Below are 21,636 nucleotides of genomic sequence, written 5' to 3'. Positions count from 1 at the left end.
GCGCCGGTTGCCTTGCTGGTGATACTGCCGCAGGGCGGCGGGGCAATGCAATCGGCTGGAGGTTTAGGGAGAAGGGCCCGTAGGCTACCGGGCCCTTCCTTGGTCTCGTCAACCGGTTAGTAGTAACCGGCCTCGGACATGATGGCGTCCGCTGCGGCTTGGGATGCCGCCAGAGCTTCGTCCACCGACTTGGCGCCGGACAGAGCCGCTGCCATTTCCTGTGCGACCGCGGAACCAACCTGCGGGAACTCAGGGATCGCAGCAAACTGAACGCCGACGTAAGGCTTCAGGTCGGTTGCTTCAGGAGCCGCGGATTCGATCGCTGCCATCTCGGCGCCCGCAAAGCTTGCAACGGCCTTGAACTCGTCGAACATGTAGGTCGACGCACGCTGACCGGTCGGAACAGAGCCCCAGCCGAAGTCAGGGTGGTTCGCCACGGCCTGGACGTACTCTTTCGAGGTGGCCCACTCGATGAAGGCCTTCGCCTCATCGGTGTTTGCAGTGCCGGTCGGCACAGCCATGGCCCAAGCCCACAGCCAGTTCGCGCCAACTGGGTTACCAGCGTTCGGCGACTGAGCGTATGCAACGCCGTCAACTTCCAGGAAGGAGGCCGCGATCGTCGCGTCGATCCACATGCCGCACTTGCCTTCGTTGTAGAGCGCCAGGATCTCGTTGAACGAGTTGCCTTCCGAGCCCGGAGGGCCGTAGTTGCCCAGCAGATCAACGTAGAAGTTGATCGCAGCGCGCCACTCGTCGCTGTCGATGGTGGGTTTAAAGTCCGCGTCGAACCATGCGCCACCGAAGGAGTTCACCATGGTCGTGATGAACGCCATGTTGTCGCCCCAGCCGGGCTTGCCGCGCAGGCAGGCGCCGTAAACGCCGTTGTCGGGGTCATGCATGGCAGCCGCGGCGGCCTTGATGTTGTCCCAGCTGTCGTTGTCAGCAACGCTGACGCCAGCGGCGTCGGTCAGGTCCTTGCGATACATGACCATGGACGATTCGCCGTAGAAAGGCGCGGCGTACATGGTGCCCTCATGGGACAGGCCTGCGCGGATTGCGGGCAGGATGTCGTCCATGTCGTACTCGGCGCCGAACTCAAGCGGCTCGATCCAGCCTGCAGCGCCCCAGATCGGCGCTTCCTGCATGCCGATATTGATGACGTCGTACTGACCGCCACCGGTGGCGGTGTCCGAGGTGACCTGCTCGCGCAGAACGCCTTCTTCCAGCGACACCCATTTCAGCTTGACGCCGGTCTCGGCGGTGTAGGCCTCTGCGACCTTCTGCATGTTGATCATGTGACCGTTGTTCACGATGGCGATCGTGAGTTCGGACGCGTGCGACCCGGCTTGTGCAAATCCGGTCGCTGCCATCAGCGCGAGCGCTGAAGCCTGTAATGCTTTCATGGTTTCCTCCCTAAGTGCATTAACTGCTTTGGGTAGGGTGACAAAAACTCATCACGGGGTCAATATAAATTTTACGCGCGATAACTTTTGAAGTTTATTCGCCCCAACTAAAGGCCCAAGCCCCCAAAAACGAGCGAGGAATCACGCTCACCCAGCAGCGACGCGAAGCCAAAGCGCCGTCGCATCGTCGCTGATTTTGAACCGAGGAAAGCGCAGGCAGGCGGCATCCTCCGCTTCAACGGCGCGAATCTCTTCCGCCACCTGCGCCAGTCCTTTGGACCTAACCGCCTCGGCGAGCTGACCCGCGGAGTACCGCTTGTAGTCGGTCACAAGGCTGGCAAACCCGTCACTCATCAAGAGCAGCTCGTCGCCCTCAGAAACGGGGTGGTCCGCATAGCTGGTCACATTGGCAGAGGCTTGCCCGTTGGTGCTGAGCGCGACGTGATCGGGGCGGGCTCTATGCGCGCGTCGATCCTCAAGAACCGCGCCGGTTATGCCTTGGGTCGCACCAATGCCTTCACCCAGCGCCAGCGCGTCCGCCGCCTCTGCGCCTGTATTGGGCGTGCCGGTGCACCAGCGGATGTCGTCACCAGAGATCTGCAGGATCGGGCAATCCGCCGCCCAAGCAACGGAAAGCTTGCCGGGTGCCAGCTGCAGAGCCGCAAACGCGGCCTTGGGGACTTCCCAGGCGGCGGTGACGTCCCTGGATTTCTGCTGGTGGAACCGCGTCTCGATCTGCGCGAACACGCCCTGGCAGGTGGAACGGAAGTCGCCAGAACCTTCTGCCGTTGCAAAGACCTGGCTGGCGGCGGAGGCCAGCCAGGCCGCGCCGCCTTGCCCGCCCAGAAGCCCTGGCGCGCCCATGTCGGTGGCGCCATCTATCACCCAGGCCAGATGCGAGGTGGCCCCGTACCGGTCGTCATTTGGGCGGCCCGGGCTGCCATTCAGGCTGATCGACTGAAGTGTTTCGAGATGCATCTGCGGGTCCAATGTGATGGGGGAACGGCTGGTTGAGCCTGGCACATCCCGGAGCGCGCGCCAACGGCGCGTTATGAGGGGCGATCAGCTTAGGCGGATTGCCGCATCACCAGCTTGCCTTCGAACAGAACGGTTCGTTGCTCTATCTCCTCGCCCTCTATGGCGCGGAACAGGGTGTCCACCGCATGCCCGGACACGGCGTCGAAATCCTGTGCGATGGTGGTCAGCGGCGGGCAGGTGTAGCGCGAGAAGGGGTGGTCATCCATGCCGGCGACGCGGATCGCGCTGCCCTCGGCCAGGCCCACGGGCAGGCCGCGCTCGTAGCAGGCCACCAGGAACCCAATGGCCAGGCGGTCGTTGCTGCATAGGATGGTGTTGGTGGCAAAGGCGTTCTCTGAAAGGGCCTTGATGCCGCCGAGGCGCCCGATCTCCTCAAAGGACCAGCCCTCGCCGTCGATGCTCACGATCTGCGGGTCCAGGCCCAGAGCCTCCATCGCGGCGATATAAGCCTGCCGGCGCTTGTTGGCGTTGGGGTTGGCGGGCTTTTTCATCTCGAAGAAACAGGGCGGCTCGCCGGTGCGGCACAGGTAGTCCACCACCAGCCGCGCGAATTGCGGGTTGTCAGAGCCGCTAAAGGCCAAGCCTACGCCCTCGATATTGCTGTCAAAGAGCATGGTCGGCACGTCGGCGCAGAACTTCTCGATCTCCGCCTGGTCCGAGCCTCGCCCCAAGGGCGCCATCAGCACCCCGGCGGGTTTCAGCGAACGCAGGCTGTCCAGGATCTCGACCTCAAGCTCGCGGTGGCCATGCGCGCTGTAAAGCGTCGGGCGGAACCCAGCGTCGATGCAGCGCTGCTCGGTCTTGCGCGCGATCTCGGCGAACACCGGGTCGGCCAGATAGGGCACCACGATGCCGATATTCTTGGTGGCCTTGCGGTTCTGGTTCATCGCAAAGATGTTGGGGCGATAATCATGCGCCTCCAGCGCGCGCTCGATCCGTTCTCGGGTGGAGACGCGCACGCTGTCGGGGTCGTTGAAGTATTTAGAGACCGTGGGACGCGAGATCCCACTCGCCGCGGCGAACTCCTCCATATTGCGGATCTTGGTCTTCTGCGTCACGCGCCGGGCTTTCCCGAAAGTTTCATCTGCTTTACAATTTCTTGCCGCGCGGAAAAAATCAAGAGCGCGGGTCCCGATCAGTCGAGAAGGGCCTGAAGCGCGGTGTCATCGAGCTGCCCGGCGGGTCCGATGCAGACCACGCCGACCTGCTGGCCCGGCTTGGCCCGGGTCACCGCCCAGCGCCGCCCGGTGACCTGAATCGCCCAGAGAGCCCCCTCCGCGTCCAGCACGAACCCCTTGGCGCGCACCACGCCCAGCCGCTTGGACGCCAGCGCCCTGGCCATCGCGTCGGCGTCAACGGCGCCGCGCGGCGTCAGAATGAGGCTGTCAAACTGCGCGTCGGCATGCGCGGCGGCGGGGCGCGCGTCGCTGGGATGCAGGTCCAACAGAACCTCCCGCGGCGCCGCGCCGCCGGTGACGGCGATGACCGGCGCGCCGTTCGAGGCCTCCGCCACCCAAGCGGACGTGGCGCCGACCGCATCGGGCGCCACAAGGTCGCATTTCGTCAGCAGCACCAGATCCGCGTCGCCCAACTGCCGCGTGATCGTATCGCCGATATAGGGGTCCTCTGCCTGGCCCCGCACCGTCTCGGCATCCGCCAGCACCACCGTACCGAACAGGCGGAACCCCGGCAGCAGCGACACGCTGGCGGCAATCGCCGAAGGGATCGAGACGCCCGAGGCCTCGATGATGACCTGGTGCGGGGCAGGGGAAAGACCTGCCAACTCCTGCAGCGCGCCCACCAGGTTGTCGCCGAAGGAGCAGCAAATGCAGCCGCCAGCGAGCGCGATCATCCGATCGCTGCGCTGCTCGATCAGATCGGCGTCAATCGGCAGCGCGCCGAACTCGTTGACCAGGATCGCCAGCCGCGCGCCGTCTGACTGCCGCAGGAGCCGATTGATCAGGGTGGTCTTGCCCGCCCCCAGGTAGCCGCCGATGACCGTGACCGGTAGGCTCACTGATCCGCCGCCGCAAAGACCCGCCCGCCCTGCACCGTGCCCCAGACGGGCACGTCCTTCAGCGCCATGGGATCGCATTCGGTCGGGTCTGCGTCCAGCACCGCGAAGTCGGCGCGCTTGCCGGTCTCGATAGAGCCGATCTCGCCATCCAGATGCAGCGTGTAGGCCGCGCCCAGGGTGATCGCGCGCAGGGCTTCGTCCACCGTGATGCGCTCGGCCTCGCCCTGCACCCGGCCCGAGGCGGTCACGCGGTTCACCGCGGCCCAGGCGGTGAACAAAGGCGCCAGGGGCGTCACCGGCGCATCCGAATGGATCGCCATCGGCACGCCGCTGTCCAGGGCCGTGCGGCAGGCGTTCATCCGCGTGGCGCGCTCTGGCCCCAGGGTCAGCCAGTAATGCTCTTCGCCCCAGTAATAGTGGTGATTGGCAAAGAGGTTCACGCACATCCCCAGCTTGGCCATGCGCCGGAACTGCGCCGCATCCGCCAGCTGGCAGTGTTGCAGCGTGAAGCAGTGATCGGGGGTAGGATGGGTTTTCAACCCATCCTCCAGCAGGTCCAACGCCAGCTCGGTGGCCTGGTCGCCATTTGTGTGCGTGTGCACAGGCACCCCGGCCTGCAAGGCGCGGCGGTAGATCTCGGCCAGCTGCTCGGGCGCGATGTACCACAGGCCGTTCGGCGCGCCGTTGTAATAGCCGGGCCATTTCAGCCGTGCGGTGAAGCCCTGGATCGAGCCGTCGGCGATCACCTTGATCCGGCCCAGCCGCAGCCGGTCGGTGGATTGCGCTTTGAGGGCGCTGGCCATCTGCACCAGCTCCTCCGGCGTGTGGCCCATGAAGAACTTCAGCGGCACAACGCGGGCAGGGAACCGCGCCTCGCCGGTGACGCGCAGCATCGTCTTAAGCCGCTCTCTGACGTGCAGATTTTGAAGAAGCGCCGCGATGATACTGCCATCCCGAGAGAACCGGCTCGCAGAGCTTTTCCCTGAACAGACGCAGATCGGCCAATGGGTTGCGCTGGTCGGCGTGGTGGCGCTGGCGCTGGGGTTCCGGCTGTTTTACTTCCAAAGCGATGTGATGCCGATCCTTGATGGCGGCATGTTCCACGAATTCATCGCCGCCATCGCCGAGAACGACATGCGGCTGCCGCCGAGCGCGGTCTACAACCATACCGAGCTGCCCTTCGCCTATCCGCCTTTGGCCTTTTGGGTCGGCGCGGCGCTGCACCAGTATTTGGGCCTCGACATTGTGCAGGTGCTGCGGGTCTACCCGTTCGCGGTGCATTTGATTTACGTGGTGATGATCATCCCGTTCCTGCGCGGCTTCGGCTTTCCCATGACCGGGGCGCTTCTGGCGTTCGCGGTGATGATCCTGATCTACCAGAGCTTTGAGTGGCTGATCATGGGCGGCGGGCTGACGCGAGCCACGGGGGCCGCGTTTGCGATCAGCGCGGGCACGGCCTGCGCCTGGGCGATGCGCCGCGACAGCCTGGCGCTGGCGGTGCTGGCGGGGGTGCTGGCGGGGCTGGGGATGCTGACGCATTTGCTGTGGGGCATATTGGGCATTATGTTCTGCGTGGCGGCCTGCCTTTCGCTGGGGGATCGCTGGGGCCACCGGCTGCGCGTGCTGGCGATCGGCGTGGTGATCGTGCTTGCGATGACGGTGCCCTGGTTTCTCTGGGTGATCGGGCATCACGGGATGGAGCCGTTCCAGAACGCGCAATCGGGCTCTATGCGGGGCACGCATCAGTTCTATCGGACAGCCCGCGCGCAGTTGTTCCCCAGCTTCCTGACCTATTTCTGCATCATTGGGGCGTGGGAGTGCTTTCGCCGCCGGGTGTTTGTCTGGCCGCTTCTGATCATCGCGATCATCGCGATTATCCCGCGCAACTATTTCAACGTGTCGGTGGTTCCCAATGCCGTGCTTGCCACCGTGGGCGCGGCGGCGGTCTGGCAGTGGCTGACAGAGGCCGTGGGCGACATCAAGTGGCGCGGCTTTACCCCGTCCTGGGTGTTTGTGATTTCTGACTGGCGCCGGTTCTGGGTGCCAATGGTGCTATGTGCCGGGTGGACATTCTTTGGCTCGTTCAGCGACATCAACCCGCGGATAATGTCCTCGCTGAGCGACGAGAACCTGGACGCGTTTGAATGGGTCAATGAGAACCTAGAAGAGGGCGCCAACATCTTGGTGATCGCACCGGAGGAATGGTTCTCCGACGAGGTCTCAGAATGGATGCCGGTGCTGACAGAGGCGAAGTCTCTGACGACGATCCAATCGACCGAGTGGCTGCCAGATGACTACTTTCCGAGGCATATTGGCAAGGTCGGGCACCTCAAGCGCAGCCTCGGCTGCCCGCAATTCGTGGATAGGATCGCCGAGGACTGGCCGGAGGCGCAGTATGTTTACGCGACCCTCCACGTGCACTGCCATTTGGAGGATCCCCGCCTAATACAGCTCTACGAGACAGATGAGGTTTGGATCTTCCAGATCGACCTGTACTACGGTGCCGATTAGTTTAGGTTGGCACCGCATGCTCTCAGATCCTTTCGAAGACCTGTTCCCGCGCCGGGTTTCTCTGGGTGTTTGGGTGCTCTTTGGGCTCTTGGTTCTCGGCGCGATTTGCCATCGGCTCTACCTGATCTACGGCGCGCCGCTGCCGCTGAATGATGGCGGGTTGTTCTGGGTGCATACGCAGGCGATCTATGAAGGCGGGCTGCGTTTGCCCGCGGTGGTGCCGTATAATGGGCTGGAGATCCCTGGCAGCTATCCGCCGCTGAGTTTCCTGCTGGCCGCGAGCATCGCGTGGGTGACGGGCGTCGATACGCTCGAAATTGTGCGTTACTTGCCGTTTGCCTTGCATGTGGGCTTTATCGCGTTGCTGGCGCCGCTGATGCGGGCCTATGGTGTGGCTTGGTCGGGCGTGCTGCTGGCCCTGGTGGTGCTGATCCTGACGCAACGATCCTATGAGTGGCTAATCATGGGCGGCGGGTTGACGCGCAGCGCGGGGGCGATGGCTGCGATGGCTGCGATGGCCGCTGCGGTCTTTACTGCCTGGGCGATGAGCGGCCCGCGCGCGGGCTGGGCCTGGGCCGGGGGGGCGAGCCTGGGGCTCGCGATCCTGTCGCATCTAGAATGGGGCCTGACAGCGGTGCTGCTCTGCGTGATGGTCGTGGCAACGCGAGCGCCGCGCTGGTCGGTGGCGCTGCGGGGCTGCACCATGGGAGCGGTGGCGGCGCTGCTGGTCCTGTCTCCCTGGCTTTGGTGGCTCAGCCAGAACACCGGTTTCGCGCCCTTGGGGGACGCCATGGCCACCAGCCAGCATTCCACGGCGCAGTACTACAGGGCGCTTCGGGCGCATCTCTTCCCGACATTCCTGACCTATTTCGCGATCGTCGGCGGCTATGAGTGCCTGCGGCGGCGCGCCTTCCTGTGGCCGCTGCTGCCCTTTCTGATCCTGGCGCTCACGCCGCGGCATTTCGAGACGGCGGTGACGATCCCCAACAGCGTGCTCGCCGCGGTGGGCTTTGCGGCGCTGTGGCGGGTTGCAGTGCCGCTGCTCGGCGATATCAGTGGGCGCCTTAGACCGCGCGCGCGGTGGACATCCGAGGATTTTCGACGCCCGGCCGTGTTCCTGGTGCCGATGGGCTTCGCGGCCGGAATGACCATCTTTGGGACCGTGAGCGATTGGAAGTCTGACGCGCTGGAACCCATGCGCGCGGGCGACTATCAGGCGATGCTCTGGGCGCGGGACAACCTGCCGCCCGGCGCCGCTATTGTGGCTTTGAACCCCGACCATTGGGCCGCGGATGAGGTGAGCGAGTGGCTGCCCGCGATTGCCGATCTGCAATCGCTTGGTACCGTGCAGGGGCGCGAGTGGCTGCCTGGTGGGGCCTTCCACACGGCGACCAATCTCAGTGGGCAGCTGAAGGCGAATAGCAATTGCCCTGAATTGGACGCGTTTCTGTCGCTAGAATTCCCAGAGGCGGAGTACCTGTTCGTCTCCGCCGATCTGGGCGAGCGGGTCTTTGATTGCCTGCCCGGCGCGCAAGTATTCGCGGACCAGGGCACGCGCATATGGCAGCTGAAACAATAGCCAAGCTTAGCGCCGGCAGGCGCGGATGTTCGCCATGCGGAAATTCAAGCTTTGTGTAAATCGAAATCCTGGTTACTGTGCGCCACGCTTTGCGGGCGGGACTGCCCTTGTTTACGCGTGACCAAATTTTGAGAGGGACCAATGGGTAAAAGAGACGATCTCATCGCGCAGTATGCCGACGATTTGAAGAACAAGTGCGGCATGTCGCCTGACATGGCCCTGCTGACCAAGGTGACGATTGGCTGCGGGCCGTCGATCTATGACGCGGACGCCTCCACAGTCGCAGGTAGCCAGCCGCAGGAGCTTGAGACGGTCAAAAACAACTTCCTTATCAAGAAACTCGCCCTGCGTGACGGGCCCGAGCTTATGGACGCGATCAACTCTGTGATCGAGACCTATGGCCGGTCCGAGCGCAACAAATACCGCGCGGTGGTCTACTACATGCTGGTGAAGCATTTCGGCAAGGAGTCGATCTACGGCTAAAGCGTTTCGCTGCAAAACCGGATGCGGGTTTGCAGCTATAGGCCAAGGCACTGCGCCATCGGCAAAAACTCCCAACGCCCGCTTCCCATAGCGGGCGTTTTGCTGGGGGATATGAACAGTTTAGCTCGAATTCGCGGCACTCTTTCTTTGTGAAAGCGGAGCAAGTGGTGTAGCGTAAGAACAGGCCAGGATGGTCGAGACCTTATTTGCGATACACGTGTGGTGCTGAGGGAGCACGTGGGGTGATGGAGGGTCTCGATGGGGTCGAGACCCTCCATCCGTGTGCGCGTTTCCGCGTTTTATCTCACCAATACATCGGCAATACTAAGATTCCGTGCGCGGCGCGCATTCGGCAACCGCATTGGCTGCGTTTCTTGCCTGTGCTTGGCCCAGGGCCGAGCTTTGCGCGAAACCGACCTTGATGGCCGGTTCACACGCAGATCGCGCCATAACCCACTGACATCGCAAGCGTTTGCCTTCAACTTGATCGCTCAAGTCAAAGGCAGAGCACTTCAGTCCTCCATCGCCTCCAACTCGTCGATGAAGCCCGAGATCATCGACAGCCCCTTGTCCCAGAAGCTGGGGTCGCTCGCGTCCAACCCGAAGGGCGCCAAGAGCTCTTTGTGGTGCTTGGACCCGCCCGCGCGCAGCATCTCGAAATACTTCTCTTGGAAGCCCGCGTCGCCCTCGGCGTAGACCGCATACAAGGCGTTCACCAGCCCGTCGCCGAACGCGTAGGCGTAGACGTAGAAGGGCGAGTGCACGAAATGCGGGATGTAGGACCAGAAATTCTCATAGCCCTCCATGAAGGTGAAGGCGGGGCCAAGGCTCTCGCCCTGCACGCTCATCCAGATCTCGTTGATCTGGTCCGGTGTCAGCTCGCCGCCCGCGCGGGCCGCGTGCAGCTTGCATTCGAAGTCGTAGAACGCGATCTGGCGGACCACCGTGTTGATCATGTCCTCGACCTTATTGGCCAGCAGAACCTTGCGCTGCGCGGGGGTCTCGGCGGCCTCCAGCATCTTGCGGAAGGTCAGCATCTCGCCGAACACGGATGCGGTTTCGGCCAGGGTCAGGGGGGTGGAGCTCAGCAGCTCGCCCTGATCCGCCGCCAGCACCTGGTGCACGCCGTGGCCCAGCTCATGCGCCAGCGTCATCACGTCGCGCGGCTTGCCCAGGTAGTTCAGCATCACATAGGGGTGCACGTCGGTCACGGTGGGGTGGGCGAATGCGCCGGGGGCCTTGCCGGGCTTCACGCCCGCGTCGATCCAGCCGCGGTCAAAGAAGGGCTCGGCCAGCTTGGCCATCTCGGGGTCGAACCCGGCATAGGCGTCCAGCACCAGCGCCCGGGCGTCGCCCCATTGCACCACGCGGTCCTCCTCCAGCGGCAGCGGCGCGTTGCGGTCCCAGACCTGCAGCGTGTCGAGCCCCAGCCATTTGCGCTTTAGCTCGTAGTAGCGGTGCGAGAGCTTGGGATAGGCCGCGACCACGGCGTTGCGCAGCGCCTCGACCACCTCGGGCTCGACATGGTTGGCCAGGTGGCGGCCATGCTGCGGGCTGGGCATCTTGCGCCAGCGATCCTCGATCTCTTTCTCCTTGGCGAGCGTGTTGTGCACGCGCGCGAAGAGGCCCAGATTCTCGCCAAAGACCCGCGCCAGCTCGCGCGCGGCGGCCTCGCGGGTGTCGCGGTCCTTTTCGGTCAGCAGGGTGGTGCAGGCCTCTAGCGGCAGCTCCTCGCCGTTTACGTGAAAGGTCAGACCCGCGACGGTCTCGTCAAAGAGCCGGTTCCAGGCGGCAGAGCCCACCACGGATTGGTCATGCAGGAACTGCTCGAGCTCGTCCGACAGCTGATGCGGGCGCATCGCGCGCAGCCGCTCGAAGACGGGGCGGTAGCGCGCCAGCGCCTCGGAGGCCGCGAACATCGCCTCGAGCGCGTCGTCCTCGATGCGGTTGATCTCGAGCGTAAAGAACACCATCGGCGTGGCGAAATCGGTGATCTTCTGCTGGCAGTTGCCCATGAACTGCGCCCGCTCGGGGTCGGTGGTCTGCTGGTAATAGCGCAGGCCCGCAAAGGACATGATGCGGCCCTGGATCATGTCGATCTTCTCGTGCCGCTCGACGCATGCCAGCATCTCGGCTCCGGTCAGCCCGGCAAGCTTGCCCTGGTAGTCGGCGGCGAATGCGGCGCATTCGGCCTCCAGCCATGCCATGTCGCGGTCCAGCTCCGGCGCGTCCGGGGCGGCATAGAGATCCGTCAGATCCCATTCCGGAAGGTCGCCAAAGGCGCCCGTCCCCCCATTGGCGTTGGCGTCAAGAAGAGGGCGCGGCAGATCGCGAAACGGCATAGTAAACGGTCCTTTATATGTGGCTGCGACAGAGATAGGCGCGGCGGGCTTTGGGGGCAAGGCACGGTTGTGTGGCGCGCCGCATTCGCAGGGCGATATGGCGGCGGGGTCCGGGCTAGGGCGCGACCCCGGCCATCTCGCAGACCGCGCGCCATTCGGCCTCGGTCACCGGCTGCACCGACAGGCGGGTGTTCTTGACCAGCGACATCTCGGCCAGGCGCGGGTCCTCTTTGCACATCTGCAGGGTCACCGGGGTCGCCACCGGGGCCACCGCCTTGATGTCCACGCATTCCCAGCGCGCGTCATCGGTGGTGCTGTCGGGGTGGCTCTCGGCGATCACCTCGACCAGGCCGACCACGGCCTTCTCGGATTGCGAGTGGTAGAAGAACCCGCGGTCGCCCAGCTTCATCAGGCGCATGTTGTTGCGGGCCTGGTAGTTGCGCACGCCGTCCCATTCCTCGCCCGTGTCGCCCTTGGCCACTTGGTCATCCCATGACCAGGTGGAGGGCTCTGATTTGAATAGCCAATACTGCATGCGCCTATTCTGCCCGAAGCGGCCGGTTGAGCAAGCCCTGAATGGTCTCGGCGATCCCGGCCTGTCCGGCGCAGAAATCCACAACCGCCTGAGTGATCGGCAGCTCGAGGCCAAGCCGCGCCGCAACCGAGGCGGCGGCCCGCGCCGTGGCGACGCCCTCGACCGTGACGGCGGGGTCAAGCCTGTCCTGCCGCGCCAGGGCCTGGCCGTGGCGGAAGTTGCGCGACAGATCCGAGCCGCAGGTCAGCGCCAGATCGCCCAGGCCAGACAGGCCCGTCAGCGTCTCTGGCCGCGCGCCCATGGCCTGCCCAAGCCGCTGCATCTCGGCAAAGCCCCGCGTCATAAGGGCCGCCCGCGCGCTCTCGCCCATGCCCTCGCCAATGGCGGCGCCGCAGGCGATGGCGATGACGTTCTTCAGCGCGCCGCCGACCTCAACGCCGACAGGGTCGCCGGAGCGGTAGAGCCGCAGCGACGGGGTGGCGAGCGCTTGCTGCAGGGCCTGTGCGCCTTTGGTGGCGGCGATGGTCAGCGCGGTGGGCAGGCCGCGTCCGATCTCGGCGGCAAAGCTCGGGCCCGACAGCACCGCAGGCCGCGCATCGGGCACGCAGCGCGCGATCACGCCGGTGGGGCCCTCGCCGGTCTCCAGGTTAATGCCCTTACAGCAGGCGACCAGAGATTTCCCGGCTAAATCATCGCGGTAGGTGATCAGAAGGGGCTCTAGGGACTGCGCGGGCACCGCCAATAAAACCACATCCGCGGCAAGCTCTTGCAGCGTGTCGGTTACCAAAATGTCATCCGGCAATGCGACGCCGGGCAGGCGGGGCACCCTGCGGGTGCGGGCGATGTCTTCGGCGCCTGTGCGCGCCCACAACGTCACCTGTTTGTCGCCCCGCGCCAGGGCCACCGCAAGGGCCGCACCAAAGGCGCCCGCGCCCAGAACCGCGATCACGCCTTGGCCCCGCGCTTGCCGCCGCCCAGCATCGGCGTGCTGGTCTGGTCCAGGGGCCAGCGCGGCCTTGCGGCTAGATCCATCCCATCGCGCTGACCACCTGCAAAAAGCTCCGCCCCGGCCCAGGCGATCATAGCCGCGTTATCGGTGCAAAGCTTAAGCGGCGGCGCCACGAATGTGGCGCGATCCTGCGCGGCGACGGTCTCGAGCGCGGCACGGATGGTCCCGTTCGCCGCCACGCCGCCCGCCACCGCCAGCGCCCCCATCCCGGGCGCAAGCGCCAGGGCCCGCCGGGTCTTCTCGGCCAGCACATCCGCCACCGCGGCTTGGAAGCTGGCGCAGATATCCGCGCGATCCTGGGCCGTTATGCCGCCCTTCTCCGTCACAAGCGCGTCGCGGGCGCGCAGCACCGCCGTCTTCAGCCCCGAGAAGGACATGTCACAGCCAGGACGATCCAGCAGCGGCCGCGGCAGCGCAAAGCGCTTGGGATCGCCCCGCCGGGCCTCGGCCTCGACCACCGGGCCGCCCGGCTGCGCCAGCCCCAAGAGCTTGGCCACCTTGTCGAAAGCCTCGCCCGGGGCGTCATCAATCGTGCCGCCCAGGCGGGTGAATTCCTCTGGGCCGCGCACGACCAGGAACTGGCAATGCCCGCCCGAGACAAGAAGCATCAGATAGGGAAAGCCCAGCCCGTCCGTCAGCCGCGGCGTCAGGGCGTGCCCGGCCAAATGATTGACCCCGATCAAGGGCTTGCCGGTCGCCGCGGCCAGCCCCTTGGCGCACATCACCCCGGACAGCACCCCGCCGATCAAACCGGGTCCAGCGGTGACCGCGATGGCGTCCAGCGCGCGCAGCTCAACGCCGGCCTGCGCCAAGGCGGCCTCGACCGCGTGATCCAGCTTTTCGGCATGCGCCCGCGCGGCGATCTCAGGCACCACGCCGCCGAAGGCCGCGTGCAGCTCGGCTTGGCCCATGACGACGCTCGACAGGATCTCCCGCCCACGCAGCACCGCAGCCGCCGTGTCGTCACAGCTGCTCTCGATCCCCAATACGGTTAGGTCGTCATTCATGGTGCCGCCGGTTGCGCCCGATAAGGCCTGCGGGGTAACACCGCAGCGAGCCTGCATCAATCCCGAGGCGCATGTGCGAGCCAAGCCGATCCTCTTGCTGACCAGACCCCACGCACAGTCGCTGGAATTCGCCGATATGTGCCGACGGCGCCTGGGCGCCGGCATTGCGGTCATGATCTCCCCGCTGCTCGAGATCCAGCACCGGAGCGGGATCGCACCCATAGACCCTAATGCGGCGCTGGTTTTCACCTCGGTGCATGGGGTCGCAGCACTTGGGGCCGCGCAGCCGCGGGGCAGGCGGGCCTATTGCGTGGGCGCGCGCACCGCCCAGGCGGCCACCGCGCAGGGCTATACGGCGGTTTCCGCAGGGGGCGATGGCGCCGCGCTGGTCCAGCTCTTGGTCACCGAACGCCCGCTTGGGCCGATCTGGCACGCGCGCGGCGACCATGTGGGCACCGATATTGTGGCAGAGCTGGCCGGGCAGGGCCTGCAGGCGCAATCCCTGGTCGCCTATGAGCAGCTCGCGCAGCCCCTGACGGCGCAGGCCGAGGCCGCGTTGATCGCCGCCCGCCCCATCGTCGCGCCGGTCTTTTCTGCGCGCTCGGCGCGGCTCTTGGGGCAGGCCGTGCAGAACGCCGCAGCACCGCTTTGGTTGGCGGCGATCAGCGCCGGCGCCGCGCAGGCCTATGGCGGCCCCGCGCCCGCGCGGCTCGCAATCGCACAAAATCCAGACGCCGCGGCGATGCTGGACCTGGTCGCGACGTTTTGGACCCAAGCCGCCGCTTGAGGCGGCACGCCTCGCGGTTTATTCTGAACCGTGGCGCAGATATTCGCGACATGAACCGATTCGAAAGGTCTAGAGACATTGGCGGACGCAAAAGATCCCGAACGGTCCAAAGGCTCTGAAGATATACTGCCGGATAAGGCTCCGGATGTGGCCATTGAAGGCGCTGAGATCCCAACGCCCGAGGACGCCCTGGAAGAGTCTGACGACATCGTCGAGACGACCTTGTTGCTGGGCGAGGAACACGCCACCGGTGAAGCGGCAGAGGCCGAGACCGAGGCCGAGCCGGTCGAAGACCCCGAGGCCCCGCAGGACATTCCCGAGCCCGATCACGACGCCCCGCAGGCCGCGCCTGCGCCCGTCGCCCCGGTCACCGAAGTTCAGCGCGTCGGGTTCTTCCAGCTCGTTCTGGGCGGTGTGATCGCGGCTGGCCTGGGCGCCGGAGTGCTATACTTTGGCAACCAGCAGGGCTGGATTTCGCTGGGCGGGTCCAGTTCCGCTGATCTGTCCGCCTTGCAGGACCAGCTTGGGCAGAGCCAGAGCGAGATCGCGGCCCTAAGGGACGCTCTCGCCGCCGAGCAATCCACCCGCGCAGAGGCCATCGCCGCCCTGCAAGCCGGCGCCGATCTGACCGAGCTGCAGGCCGCGCTAGAGGCCCAGGGCGCGGCGGATGCCGATACCGGCGCCGCGGTCCAAGAGCTGGCCGCGGGTCTGGCCGAGACCCGCGCCCAGCTTGCCGAGCTGGCGCTGCAGCCCATCCCAGAGGCGCAGCTGCCGCAAGAGGTCGCGCAGGCCTATGAAAAGCAGCTTGCGGATATCCTGGCGACTATCGAGGGCCGCTTTGCCACGATGCAGGCCTCGCAGACCGAGGCGATGGCGCAGATCGAGACCGACTTGGGTGCGCAGCTGGCGGTGATCGAGGCCGCGCAGGCCGAGGCTTTGGCCTCGGAGCAGGCAGCACAGAAGGCCGCCGAGCGCTTGGCCGCAGAGGCCGCTTTGGCGCAGGTCCAGGCCGCTTTGGATGCCGGCACGGGCTTTGCCGCGCCGCTGGCGACCTTTGGCCAGAAATCCGGCATTGCCGCCCCCGCGGCGCTGACCGCCGTGGCCTCGGAGGGCGCGCCGTCCTTGGGCGCGCTGCAAGAGGCGTTCCCAGAGGCCGCGCGTGCCGCCCTCAACGTCGCCTCGCGAGAGGCCGCCGGTGACGGCTCGGGCAGCCCTCTGGCGTCCTTCATTATGGCGCAGCTTGGGGCGCGCTCCTTGGAGCCGCGCGCGGGCAGCGACCCGGACGCGGTGCTGAGCCGCGCCGAAGGCGCTTTGGGGCAGGGCGATCTGCCCGGCGCGCTGGCCGAGCTAGAGGCGTTGCCCGACGCAGCAAAGACGTTATTTGCCGACTGGATTGCCCAGGCCACCGCGCTTGGGGAGGCCAAATCCGCCGCCGCTGCCTTGGCGGCACAGCTTAACGAGCAATAAGGACGCCCCGCGTATGCTTTGGTCGCTTTTGAAGATGGTGCTTTTCTTTTGCGTGGTGGCGGCGTTGGCCGTGGGCGCGGGGTATCTGCTAGAGGCCGGCGGCGGCGTGCGCGTCGCGCTTGGCGGCATGGAGTACAACCTGGGCCCGATCCAGGCGCTGGTGCTGCTCTTACTGCTCTTGCTGACCTTCTGGCTGGTGCTGAAACTGTCGGGCATTCTTGTGGCGCTTATCCGCTTTCTGAACGGCGATGACACCGCGATCACGCGTTACTTTGACCGCAATCGCGAAAAGCGCGGGTTCAAGGCGCTCTCGGACACGATGGTGGCTTTGGCCTCCGGGGATGGGCGCGAGGCGATGCATCAGGCGGTCAGGGCCGAGCGGCTGCTGCAAAAGCCCGAGCTGACCAACCTGCTGGCGGCCCAGGCGGCCGAGATGTCCGGCGACACAAAGCGCGCCGAGACGGTCTATCGCGCCCTGCTAGAGCACGAGCCCACGCGGTTCGTCGGCGTGCGCGGCATCATGAAGCAGAAGCTGGCCGAAGGCGACACAGCGACCGCGCTGAAGCTGGCCGAAAAGGCCTTTGCGCTGAAGCCAAAGCATGGCGACACGCAGGACGTCCTGCTGCAATTGCAGGCCAGCAAAGAGGACTGGGCCGGCGCGCGCAAGACACTGGCGGCCAAGCTGTCCAGCGGCACGCTGCCCCGCGATGTGCATCGCCGCCGCGACGCGGTGCTGGCGCTGTCCCAGGCCAAATCCAGCGACGAGATCGGCGATGACGCCGTGGCGCATCAAGAGGCGATCGAGGCCAACCGCCTGTCGCCCGACCTTGTGCCCGCCGCCGTGATGGCCGCGCGCCGCCACATCGTAGAGGACAAGCAGCGCTACGCCACGCGGGTGATCAAGAAGGCCTGGGCGACCGCGCCGCATCCAGAGCTGGCCGCCGCCTTCGCAGCGATCGTGCCCGACGAAACCGCGCAGGCGCGCTTTAAGCGCTTCTCGCCGCTGCTGCGCGCGCACCCGGATGACCCCGAGACCAAGATGCTTGAAGCCGAGCTGCAGATCGCGGCTGAGAACTTTCCCGCCGCGCGGCGGGCGATGGGCGATCTGGCCAATGAGGAACCCTCGGCGCGGGCCTTGTCCATCATGGCAGCGATTGAGCGTGGTGAGGGCTCCGACGACGCGGTGGTGCGCGGCTGGCTGACCCGTGCGATCTCGGCGCCGCGCGGCCCGCAATGGGTATGCGACAATTGCCAATCCATCCATGGCACATGGGAGCCGGTCTGCGGCAATTGCGGGGCCTTCGATACGCTGACCTGGCGCGCGCCAAATGAGGCGGAGGTCAGCGTGCCGGGCTCGTCCGACATGCTGCCGCTGCTGGTCGGCGAGGCGGAGGTTGATTCGCCCGAAGACGCGATTTTGGACCCGGATGCTGACCCCAGCGACGGCGAGGTCATCTCGCTGGAGGCCGGGGACGCGGATGATCCAATTGAGAATGCAAAATCCGCAAATTAGGGCTACCCTCGACGCCATGAGGGTGCTAGAGACCGCGCCACGAAGCGACGCCCCCGCCGGGGTCCCGCTTTGATTGGGCCACCGCTTGGACGGTCCGATGGTAACAAGTTAGCCGCTGTAGCTCAGCTGGTAGAGCACGTCATTCGTAATGATGGGGTCGGAGGTTCGAGTCCTCTCAGCGGCACCACTTCCAACGTAATCGTTGGAGATCCCCTTTAACTATCTGAATTGCCCCGGCGTTTTGCGTCCGGCTCTCCACGTCCGGCCCGCCGCGCGTGACCCGGGCGCGCGGGGTCAGCGGTGCTCAGGCTTTGATCTGCGCGGTTTTGGGCGCACGCTGGGTGCGAGGCGGGGCGGTCGGGCTCCGTTCAAGTCGACCGGCAAGATTGTCCGCTGTGTTGGTCAAACAGGTGCATGGCGCCCGCATTGATGGACAGCGTGATCTCTTGGCCCTTCTGGGCCGTGGTCTGGCCCAATTGGTGGGTCGTGATCGGCTCGTCGCGTGATGTCTTGCAGTAGAGGTAGCTCTCGGTGCCAAGCTGTTCGACGCCGGTGATTGTGGCCCGGATCCCGGCGCCCTCCGATTGGCGCAGGTCGCCCGCGCGGATGCCAAGCTCGACCTCTTGGCCCTCGGTCACCGTGAACTGGTCGCCAACGGGCTGGACCGCGCCGTTCTCCAGAGCCACGGCGCCGCCCTTCACGGTGCCCTTCAGGAAGTTCATCGCGGGCGAGCCGATGAACCCGGCCACGAAGCGGTTCTGCGGCGTGTTGAACAGGTCCAGGGGCTTGCCGAACTGCTCCACGACGCCGGCCCGCAGCACCGCGATCTTATCGGCCATGGTCATCGCCTCGACCTGGTCGTGGGTGACGTAGATCATGGTGTTGCCCAGCCGCCCATGCAGGTCCGAGATCTCGGCCCGCATCGCCACGCGCAGCTCGGCGTCGAGGTTGGACAGGGGCTCGTCGAAGAGGAAGATCTTGGGCTCGCGCACCACGGCGCGCCCGATGGCGATGCGCTGGCGCTGGCCGCCGGAAAGCTGGCCCGGCTTGCGGTCCATCAGCGGTTCGATCTGCAGCATGCGCGCGGCCTCGGCCACGCGCTCGGTGATCTCGGTCTTGGACATGCGCATGTTCTGCAGCCCGAAGGACATGTTCTGGCGCACCGACATATGCGGGTAGAGCGCGTAGGACTGAAACACCATCGCCAGCCCGCGCTGCGCGGCGGGGATGTGGTTCACCGCCGCGCCGTCGATCTGCACCTCGCCCTTGGTGATGTTCTCGAGCCCCGCGATCATCCGCAGCAGCGTGGACTTGCCGCAGCCCGAGGGCCCGACGAAGACGCAGAACTCGCCGCTCTCGATCTGCATGTCGATGCCGTGGATCACGTCGACCGGGCCGTAGGACTTGTGGACGGCGTTGAGGGTGAGATTTGCCATGTTACTTCAACCCCGTATTGGCGATGCCAGTGGTGATGTATTTCTGCAGGAAGACGAAGACCAGCGTGGTCGGGATCAGGCTGACCACGGTCATCGCCAGGCGGAAATGCTCGCGGCTCAGGTGCTCGCCGCGGAACTCCAGGAGGCAGAGCTGGATCGTGTAGGCGTCCTTGGTGGTGGCAATCGCCACCATCGGCAGGATCAGGTCGTTCCAGCGCCAGACGATGGACAGGATGCCAAGGGCCGCTACCGCGGGCAGCGCCAGGGGCAGCATGATGCGCCAGTAGATCTTCCACTCCGAGGCCGCGTCCATCCGCGCCGCCTCCAGCAATTCGTCGGGGATTGTCAGCATGTATTGCCGCAGCAGGAACACCCCCGCAGGCGTGGCCGCGCCGGGGATGATCACCCCCCAGATCGAGCCCGAAAGCCCCGTCGCGTGGATCGCCTTGAACACTCCCACCAGGGTGATCGTGGCGGGCACCATCAGCGTCGCCAGGATGAACAGGAAAAAGAACGCCTGGCCGCGGAATTGGTACTTGGACAGCGCGAAGGCGGCCATCGAGTTGATGATCAGCGTGATGATCGTGGCCAGGATCGTCGCCAGGAACGAGTTGGTAAAGCAGCGCGCGAAGTTCACGTTCACCATCGAGGTCTGGCCCTGCAGGGGCTCAAAGAAGTTGCTCCAGGCGGGGCGGATCGCGCGCTCGACCTGGGCGTCCGCGGTGGCGATCTGGATCACGCCCGCGGCAGAGTTATCGGCCAGGCGCGCGGGCAGCCTCTCTTTCGAAGGGTCCCAGCGGGGCACCGCAAAGCGGGTCGTCTCGCCGGTGTCGGGATGCGGGGCGATCACCAGGATCTGCGCCACCAGCTTGTTGGGCTGGTAGGGTTCCAGGCCCAGGAACTCTGACATCAGCCGGACCTCTTCGGGGTCCAGCTGCGCCAGGGCGCCCTCGACATCCAGCGCGGCGCGGGCCGCGCCGGTCATGGTGGGAAAGCGCACCATCCAATCGGGCAAGCCGCGCTCGGCGATCAGCGCGCGCGCCTCTATGGCCACCTGGCCTAGGGCGCTGCGCAGGGCATAGTAATCGTCGCCGTCATACTGGCTCAGCAGCGCCGCGACGTCATGGGTCGCGCGCTCTTGGTCGGTCATGCCGCGCCATTCCAGCACCCAGGCGGGCAGCCCGTCGATGATGACAATCGAGCGCCCCTCGGGGCCATAAACGGTCGCCCGCGCGACCTGGGTGTACTCGCTTGGCAGCAGCGACAGGTCCTGCTTTTCCAGCTGCGCCTGGGTCTTGAAGCTGTTGAGCACCAGCCAGCAGACCGGCAGGAAGATCAACAAGAAGCCAAAGCCCAGATAGATATAGGTGATCCAGTCCACCCAGGTCAGCCGGTGCCGCCCCTGGGTGCGGCTGAGGAAGGCCCAAGCGCCGCTCATTTCGTTCCCCTATTCGACAGCCAGATCTGGATCAGCGACAAGAGCACCAGCGCGAAGGCCACGATCAGCGAGGCCACCGCCGCCAGGCCCAGCCCGTGCGCCGTGGGGTTGCCGCGCAGCCCCGAGGTCTCAAAGATATAGGCCACGATCGACATCCAGCGCACGTTCAGCGCGTAGAGCTCCTCGAAGGCCTGGAAGGCCTTGATCAGCGACAGCACCGTGACCACCAGCAAGGTCGGCCCCAGCAGAGGCAGCGTGATCCGCGTCAGCTGCCGCCAGGGCGAGGTGCCGTCCATCTCGGCGGCCTCATAGAGATCCTTGGGGATCGCCTGCAGCCCGGCCAGGAGGATCAGCATGTAAAAGCCCAGATGCGCCCAGGTGAAGACCACAACGGACCAGAACATGGTCCAGCTCTCGTCCTGCAGCCACTGGATCGGCTCGTCGATGACGCCCCAGTTCATCAAGGTGACCGACAGCACCCCCTGGCGCTTGAGGATCAGCGTCCACAGGAAGGCCACCACCACCGGCGACAGCATCACCGGGTAAAAGAAGATAGAGCGCCAGAAGCCGCGGCCCCAGATCTCGCGGTTCAGCGCCAGCGCGGTGCAGAGCGCGAAGAAGATCATGATCGGGACCTGGAAGATCACAAAGATCAGCGTGTCCACCACCGCTTGCAGGAACTTGTCGTCCTCGCGGTTCTCCTGCCCGGTGTCGATATTGGTCTCGCCCAGCAGGCGCTCGAAGTTCTGCGCGCCGGTGAAGGGGCGTTCGGTGAACAGGATCGACTGGCCCTCGGTGACGCTGAAGCCCACATTCACGAATAGCGGCGCGAAGGTGTAGATCCCGAAGATCAGGAAGTTCGGCAGCAGGAAGATATAGGGCAGGCCGGTGACGCCCGCGATCTTCTGCGTGGCCTCAAGCGGCCAGCCGATGACCGAGACCAGCTGGTCCCAGAACCCGCCGCTGGGGCGGACGATCACCCAGCCCAGCGCCAGGTAGATCAGGACGTAGAGGGGCCAACCGCCAGAGAATGCGTCGACGATGGCGTCTAAGCTCTCCATACCCGTTGGC

At 65.5% G+C, this 21,636-nt stretch carries 18 protein-coding genes and 1 tRNA gene; 7 read left to right on the top strand and 12 right to left on the bottom strand.

Annotation, left to right across the window (positions count from 1 at the left end):
- Positions 1-116: 116 nt before the first annotated feature.
- The 5 genes from AIOL_RS11395 to AIOL_RS11375 form a co-directional block, all read right to left on the bottom strand.
- Entirely contained in the window at positions 117-1,403 is a 1,287-nt protein-coding gene (locus AIOL_RS11395; protein WP_049643083.1) for an ABC transporter substrate-binding protein, read from the bottom strand.
- Positions 1,404-1,550: 147 nt separating this feature from the next.
- Entirely contained in the window at positions 1,551-2,381 is an 831-nt protein-coding gene (locus AIOL_RS11390; protein WP_049643082.1) for a protein phosphatase 2C domain-containing protein, read from the bottom strand.
- Between the two features lie 89 nt (positions 2,382-2,470).
- Complete coding sequence (locus tag AIOL_RS11385) at positions 2,471-3,472, bottom strand: LacI family DNA-binding transcriptional regulator (protein WP_049645405.1); 1,002 nt, start codon at positions 3,470-3,472, stop codon at positions 2,471-2,473.
- A 104-nt stretch (positions 3,473-3,576) separates the two neighbouring features.
- Positions 3,577-4,458 carry a CobW family GTP-binding protein gene (locus tag AIOL_RS11380; RefSeq protein WP_049643081.1) on the bottom strand — a complete coding sequence of 294 codons (882 nt, stop codon included), beginning with the start codon at positions 4,456-4,458 and terminating at the stop codon, positions 3,577-3,579.
- Positions 4,455-5,399, bottom strand: coding sequence for an amidohydrolase (locus AIOL_RS11375; RefSeq protein WP_326973177.1), 945 nt, complete (start codon positions 5,397-5,399; stop codon positions 4,455-4,457). Before AIOL_RS11375 ends, AIOL_RS11380 begins: the two co-directional genes overlap by 4 nt.
- On the opposite strand from AIOL_RS11375, the gene AIOL_RS11370 reads away from it, so the two are divergent.
- From AIOL_RS11370 to AIOL_RS11360, 3 genes are all read left to right on the top strand, one after another.
- Complete coding sequence (locus AIOL_RS11370; RefSeq protein WP_049643079.1) at positions 5,398-6,969, top strand: ArnT family glycosyltransferase; 1,572 nt, start codon at positions 5,398-5,400, stop codon at positions 6,967-6,969. The genes AIOL_RS11375 and AIOL_RS11370 overlap by 2 nt on opposite strands.
- Positions 6,970-6,985: 16 nt before the next feature.
- Positions 6,986-8,548, top strand: coding sequence for a hypothetical protein (locus AIOL_RS11365; protein ID WP_049643078.1), 1,563 nt, complete (start codon positions 6,986-6,988; stop codon positions 8,546-8,548).
- A gap of 141 nt (positions 8,549-8,689) precedes the next feature.
- A complete protein-coding gene (locus AIOL_RS11360; protein ID WP_049643077.1) occupies positions 8,690-9,031 on the top strand; it encodes a DUF2853 family protein in 342 nt (113 codons plus the stop codon).
- Between the two features lie 512 nt (positions 9,032-9,543).
- Here the strand turns inward: AIOL_RS11360 and AIOL_RS11355 are convergent.
- The 4 genes from AIOL_RS11355 to tsaD all read right to left on the bottom strand — a co-directional run bounded on the left by AIOL_RS11355 (position 9,544) and on the right by tsaD (position 13,924).
- A complete protein-coding gene (locus AIOL_RS11355) occupies positions 9,544-11,373 on the bottom strand; it encodes a M3 family oligoendopeptidase (RefSeq protein WP_049643076.1) in 1,830 nt (609 codons plus the stop codon).
- A gap of 115 nt (positions 11,374-11,488) precedes the next feature.
- Entirely contained in the window at positions 11,489-11,908 is a 420-nt protein-coding gene (locus AIOL_RS11350) for an EVE domain-containing protein (RefSeq protein WP_049643075.1), read from the bottom strand.
- Between the two features lie 4 nt (positions 11,909-11,912).
- Positions 11,913-12,857: an NAD(P)H-dependent glycerol-3-phosphate dehydrogenase gene (locus AIOL_RS11345; protein WP_049643074.1), complete on the bottom strand. Its 945-nt coding sequence runs from the start codon at positions 12,855-12,857 to the stop codon at positions 11,913-11,915.
- Entirely contained in the window at positions 12,854-13,924 is a 1,071-nt protein-coding gene (tsaD, locus tag AIOL_RS11340; RefSeq protein ID WP_049643073.1) for a tRNA (adenosine(37)-N6)-threonylcarbamoyltransferase complex transferase subunit TsaD, read from the bottom strand. Before tsaD ends, AIOL_RS11345 begins: the two co-directional genes overlap by 4 nt.
- On the opposite strand from tsaD, the gene AIOL_RS11335 reads away from it, so the two are divergent.
- From AIOL_RS11335 to AIOL_RS11320, 4 genes are all read left to right on the top strand, one after another.
- Entirely contained in the window at positions 13,923-14,711 is a 789-nt protein-coding gene (locus AIOL_RS11335) for a uroporphyrinogen-III synthase (RefSeq protein ID WP_049643072.1), read from the top strand. The two genes, tsaD and AIOL_RS11335, sit on opposite strands and share 2 nt — an antisense overlap.
- 78 nt (positions 14,712-14,789) lie before the next feature.
- A complete protein-coding gene (locus tag AIOL_RS11330; RefSeq protein WP_049643071.1) occupies positions 14,790-16,178 on the top strand; it encodes a mitofilin family membrane protein in 1,389 nt (462 codons plus the stop codon).
- 13 nt (positions 16,179-16,191) lie between these two features.
- A complete protein-coding gene (locus AIOL_RS11325) occupies positions 16,192-17,691 on the top strand; it encodes a heme biosynthesis protein HemY (RefSeq protein ID WP_049643070.1) in 1,500 nt (499 codons plus the stop codon).
- A gap of 111 nt (positions 17,692-17,802) precedes the next feature.
- Positions 17,803-17,878 (top strand) — tRNA-Thr (locus tag AIOL_RS11320).
- Between the two features lie 181 nt (positions 17,879-18,059).
- On the opposite strand, the gene AIOL_RS11315 is transcribed toward AIOL_RS11320, so the two are convergent.
- The 3 genes from AIOL_RS11315 to AIOL_RS11305 are packed head-to-tail and all read right to left on the bottom strand — an operon-like array spanning position 18,060 to position 21,626.
- Positions 18,060-19,127, bottom strand: coding sequence for an ABC transporter ATP-binding protein (locus tag AIOL_RS11315; protein ID WP_049643069.1), 1,068 nt, complete (start codon positions 19,125-19,127; stop codon positions 18,060-18,062).
- A 1-nt stretch (position 19,128) separates the two neighbouring features.
- Entirely contained in the window at positions 19,129-20,565 is a 1,437-nt protein-coding gene (locus AIOL_RS11310; RefSeq protein ID WP_049643068.1) for a carbohydrate ABC transporter permease, read from the bottom strand.
- On the bottom strand, positions 20,562-21,626 hold the full coding sequence (locus tag AIOL_RS11305; RefSeq protein WP_049643067.1) for a carbohydrate ABC transporter permease: 1,065 nt from the start codon (positions 21,624-21,626) through the stop codon (positions 20,562-20,564). Before AIOL_RS11305 ends, AIOL_RS11310 begins: the two co-directional genes overlap by 4 nt.
- Between the last annotated feature and the right edge of the window lie 10 nt (positions 21,627-21,636).

The organism is Candidatus Rhodobacter oscarellae, assembly GCF_001078595.1.
In the GTDB taxonomy this organism is placed as follows: domain Bacteria; phylum Pseudomonadota; class Alphaproteobacteria; order Rhodobacterales; family Rhodobacteraceae; genus Rhodobacter_B; species Rhodobacter_B oscarellae.
Note: the sequence above shows the minus strand (reverse complement) of the source record. Positions and strands in the feature narration are given on the sequence as shown.

What these genes read in the sequence shown, in the direction of transcription:
- AIOL_RS11390 (WP_049643082.1), bottom strand. Translation starts at nt 2,381, where the DNA reads ATGCATCTCGAAACACTTCAGTCGATCAGCCTGAATGGCAGCCCGGGC.
- AIOL_RS11305 (WP_049643067.1), bottom strand. Translation starts at nt 21,626, where the DNA reads ATGGAGAGCTTAGACGCCATCGTCGACGCATTCTCTGGCGGTTGGCCC.
- AIOL_RS11385 (WP_049645405.1), bottom strand. Translation starts at nt 3,472, where the DNA reads ATGGAGGAGTTCGCCGCGGCGAGTGGGATCTCGCGTCCCACGGTCTCT.
- AIOL_RS11395 (WP_049643083.1), bottom strand. Translation starts at nt 1,403, where the DNA reads ATGAAAGCATTACAGGCTTCAGCGCTCGCGCTGATGGCAGCGACCGGA.
- AIOL_RS11350 (WP_049643075.1), bottom strand. Translation starts at nt 11,908, where the DNA reads ATGCAGTATTGGCTATTCAAATCAGAGCCCTCCACCTGGTCATGGGAT.
- AIOL_RS11335 (WP_049643072.1), top strand. Translation starts at nt 13,923, where the DNA reads ATGGTGCCGCCGGTTGCGCCCGATAAGGCCTGCGGGGTAACACCGCAG.
- AIOL_RS11360 (WP_049643077.1), top strand. Translation starts at nt 8,690, where the DNA reads ATGGGTAAAAGAGACGATCTCATCGCGCAGTATGCCGACGATTTGAAG.
- AIOL_RS11315 (WP_049643069.1), bottom strand. Translation starts at nt 19,127, where the DNA reads ATGGCAAATCTCACCCTCAACGCCGTCCACAAGTCCTACGGCCCGGTC.
- AIOL_RS11365 (WP_049643078.1), top strand. Translation starts at nt 6,986, where the DNA reads ATGCTCTCAGATCCTTTCGAAGACCTGTTCCCGCGCCGGGTTTCTCTG.
- AIOL_RS11355 (WP_049643076.1), bottom strand. Translation starts at nt 11,373, where the DNA reads ATGCCGTTTCGCGATCTGCCGCGCCCTCTTCTTGACGCCAACGCCAAT.
- AIOL_RS11310 (WP_049643068.1), bottom strand. Translation starts at nt 20,565, where the DNA reads ATGAGCGGCGCTTGGGCCTTCCTCAGCCGCACCCAGGGGCGGCACCGG.
- AIOL_RS11370 (WP_049643079.1), top strand. Translation starts at nt 5,398, where the DNA reads ATGATACTGCCATCCCGAGAGAACCGGCTCGCAGAGCTTTTCCCTGAA.
- tsaD (WP_049643073.1), bottom strand. Translation starts at nt 13,924, where the DNA reads ATGAATGACGACCTAACCGTATTGGGGATCGAGAGCAGCTGTGACGAC.
- AIOL_RS11325 (WP_049643070.1), top strand. Translation starts at nt 16,192, where the DNA reads ATGCTTTGGTCGCTTTTGAAGATGGTGCTTTTCTTTTGCGTGGTGGCG.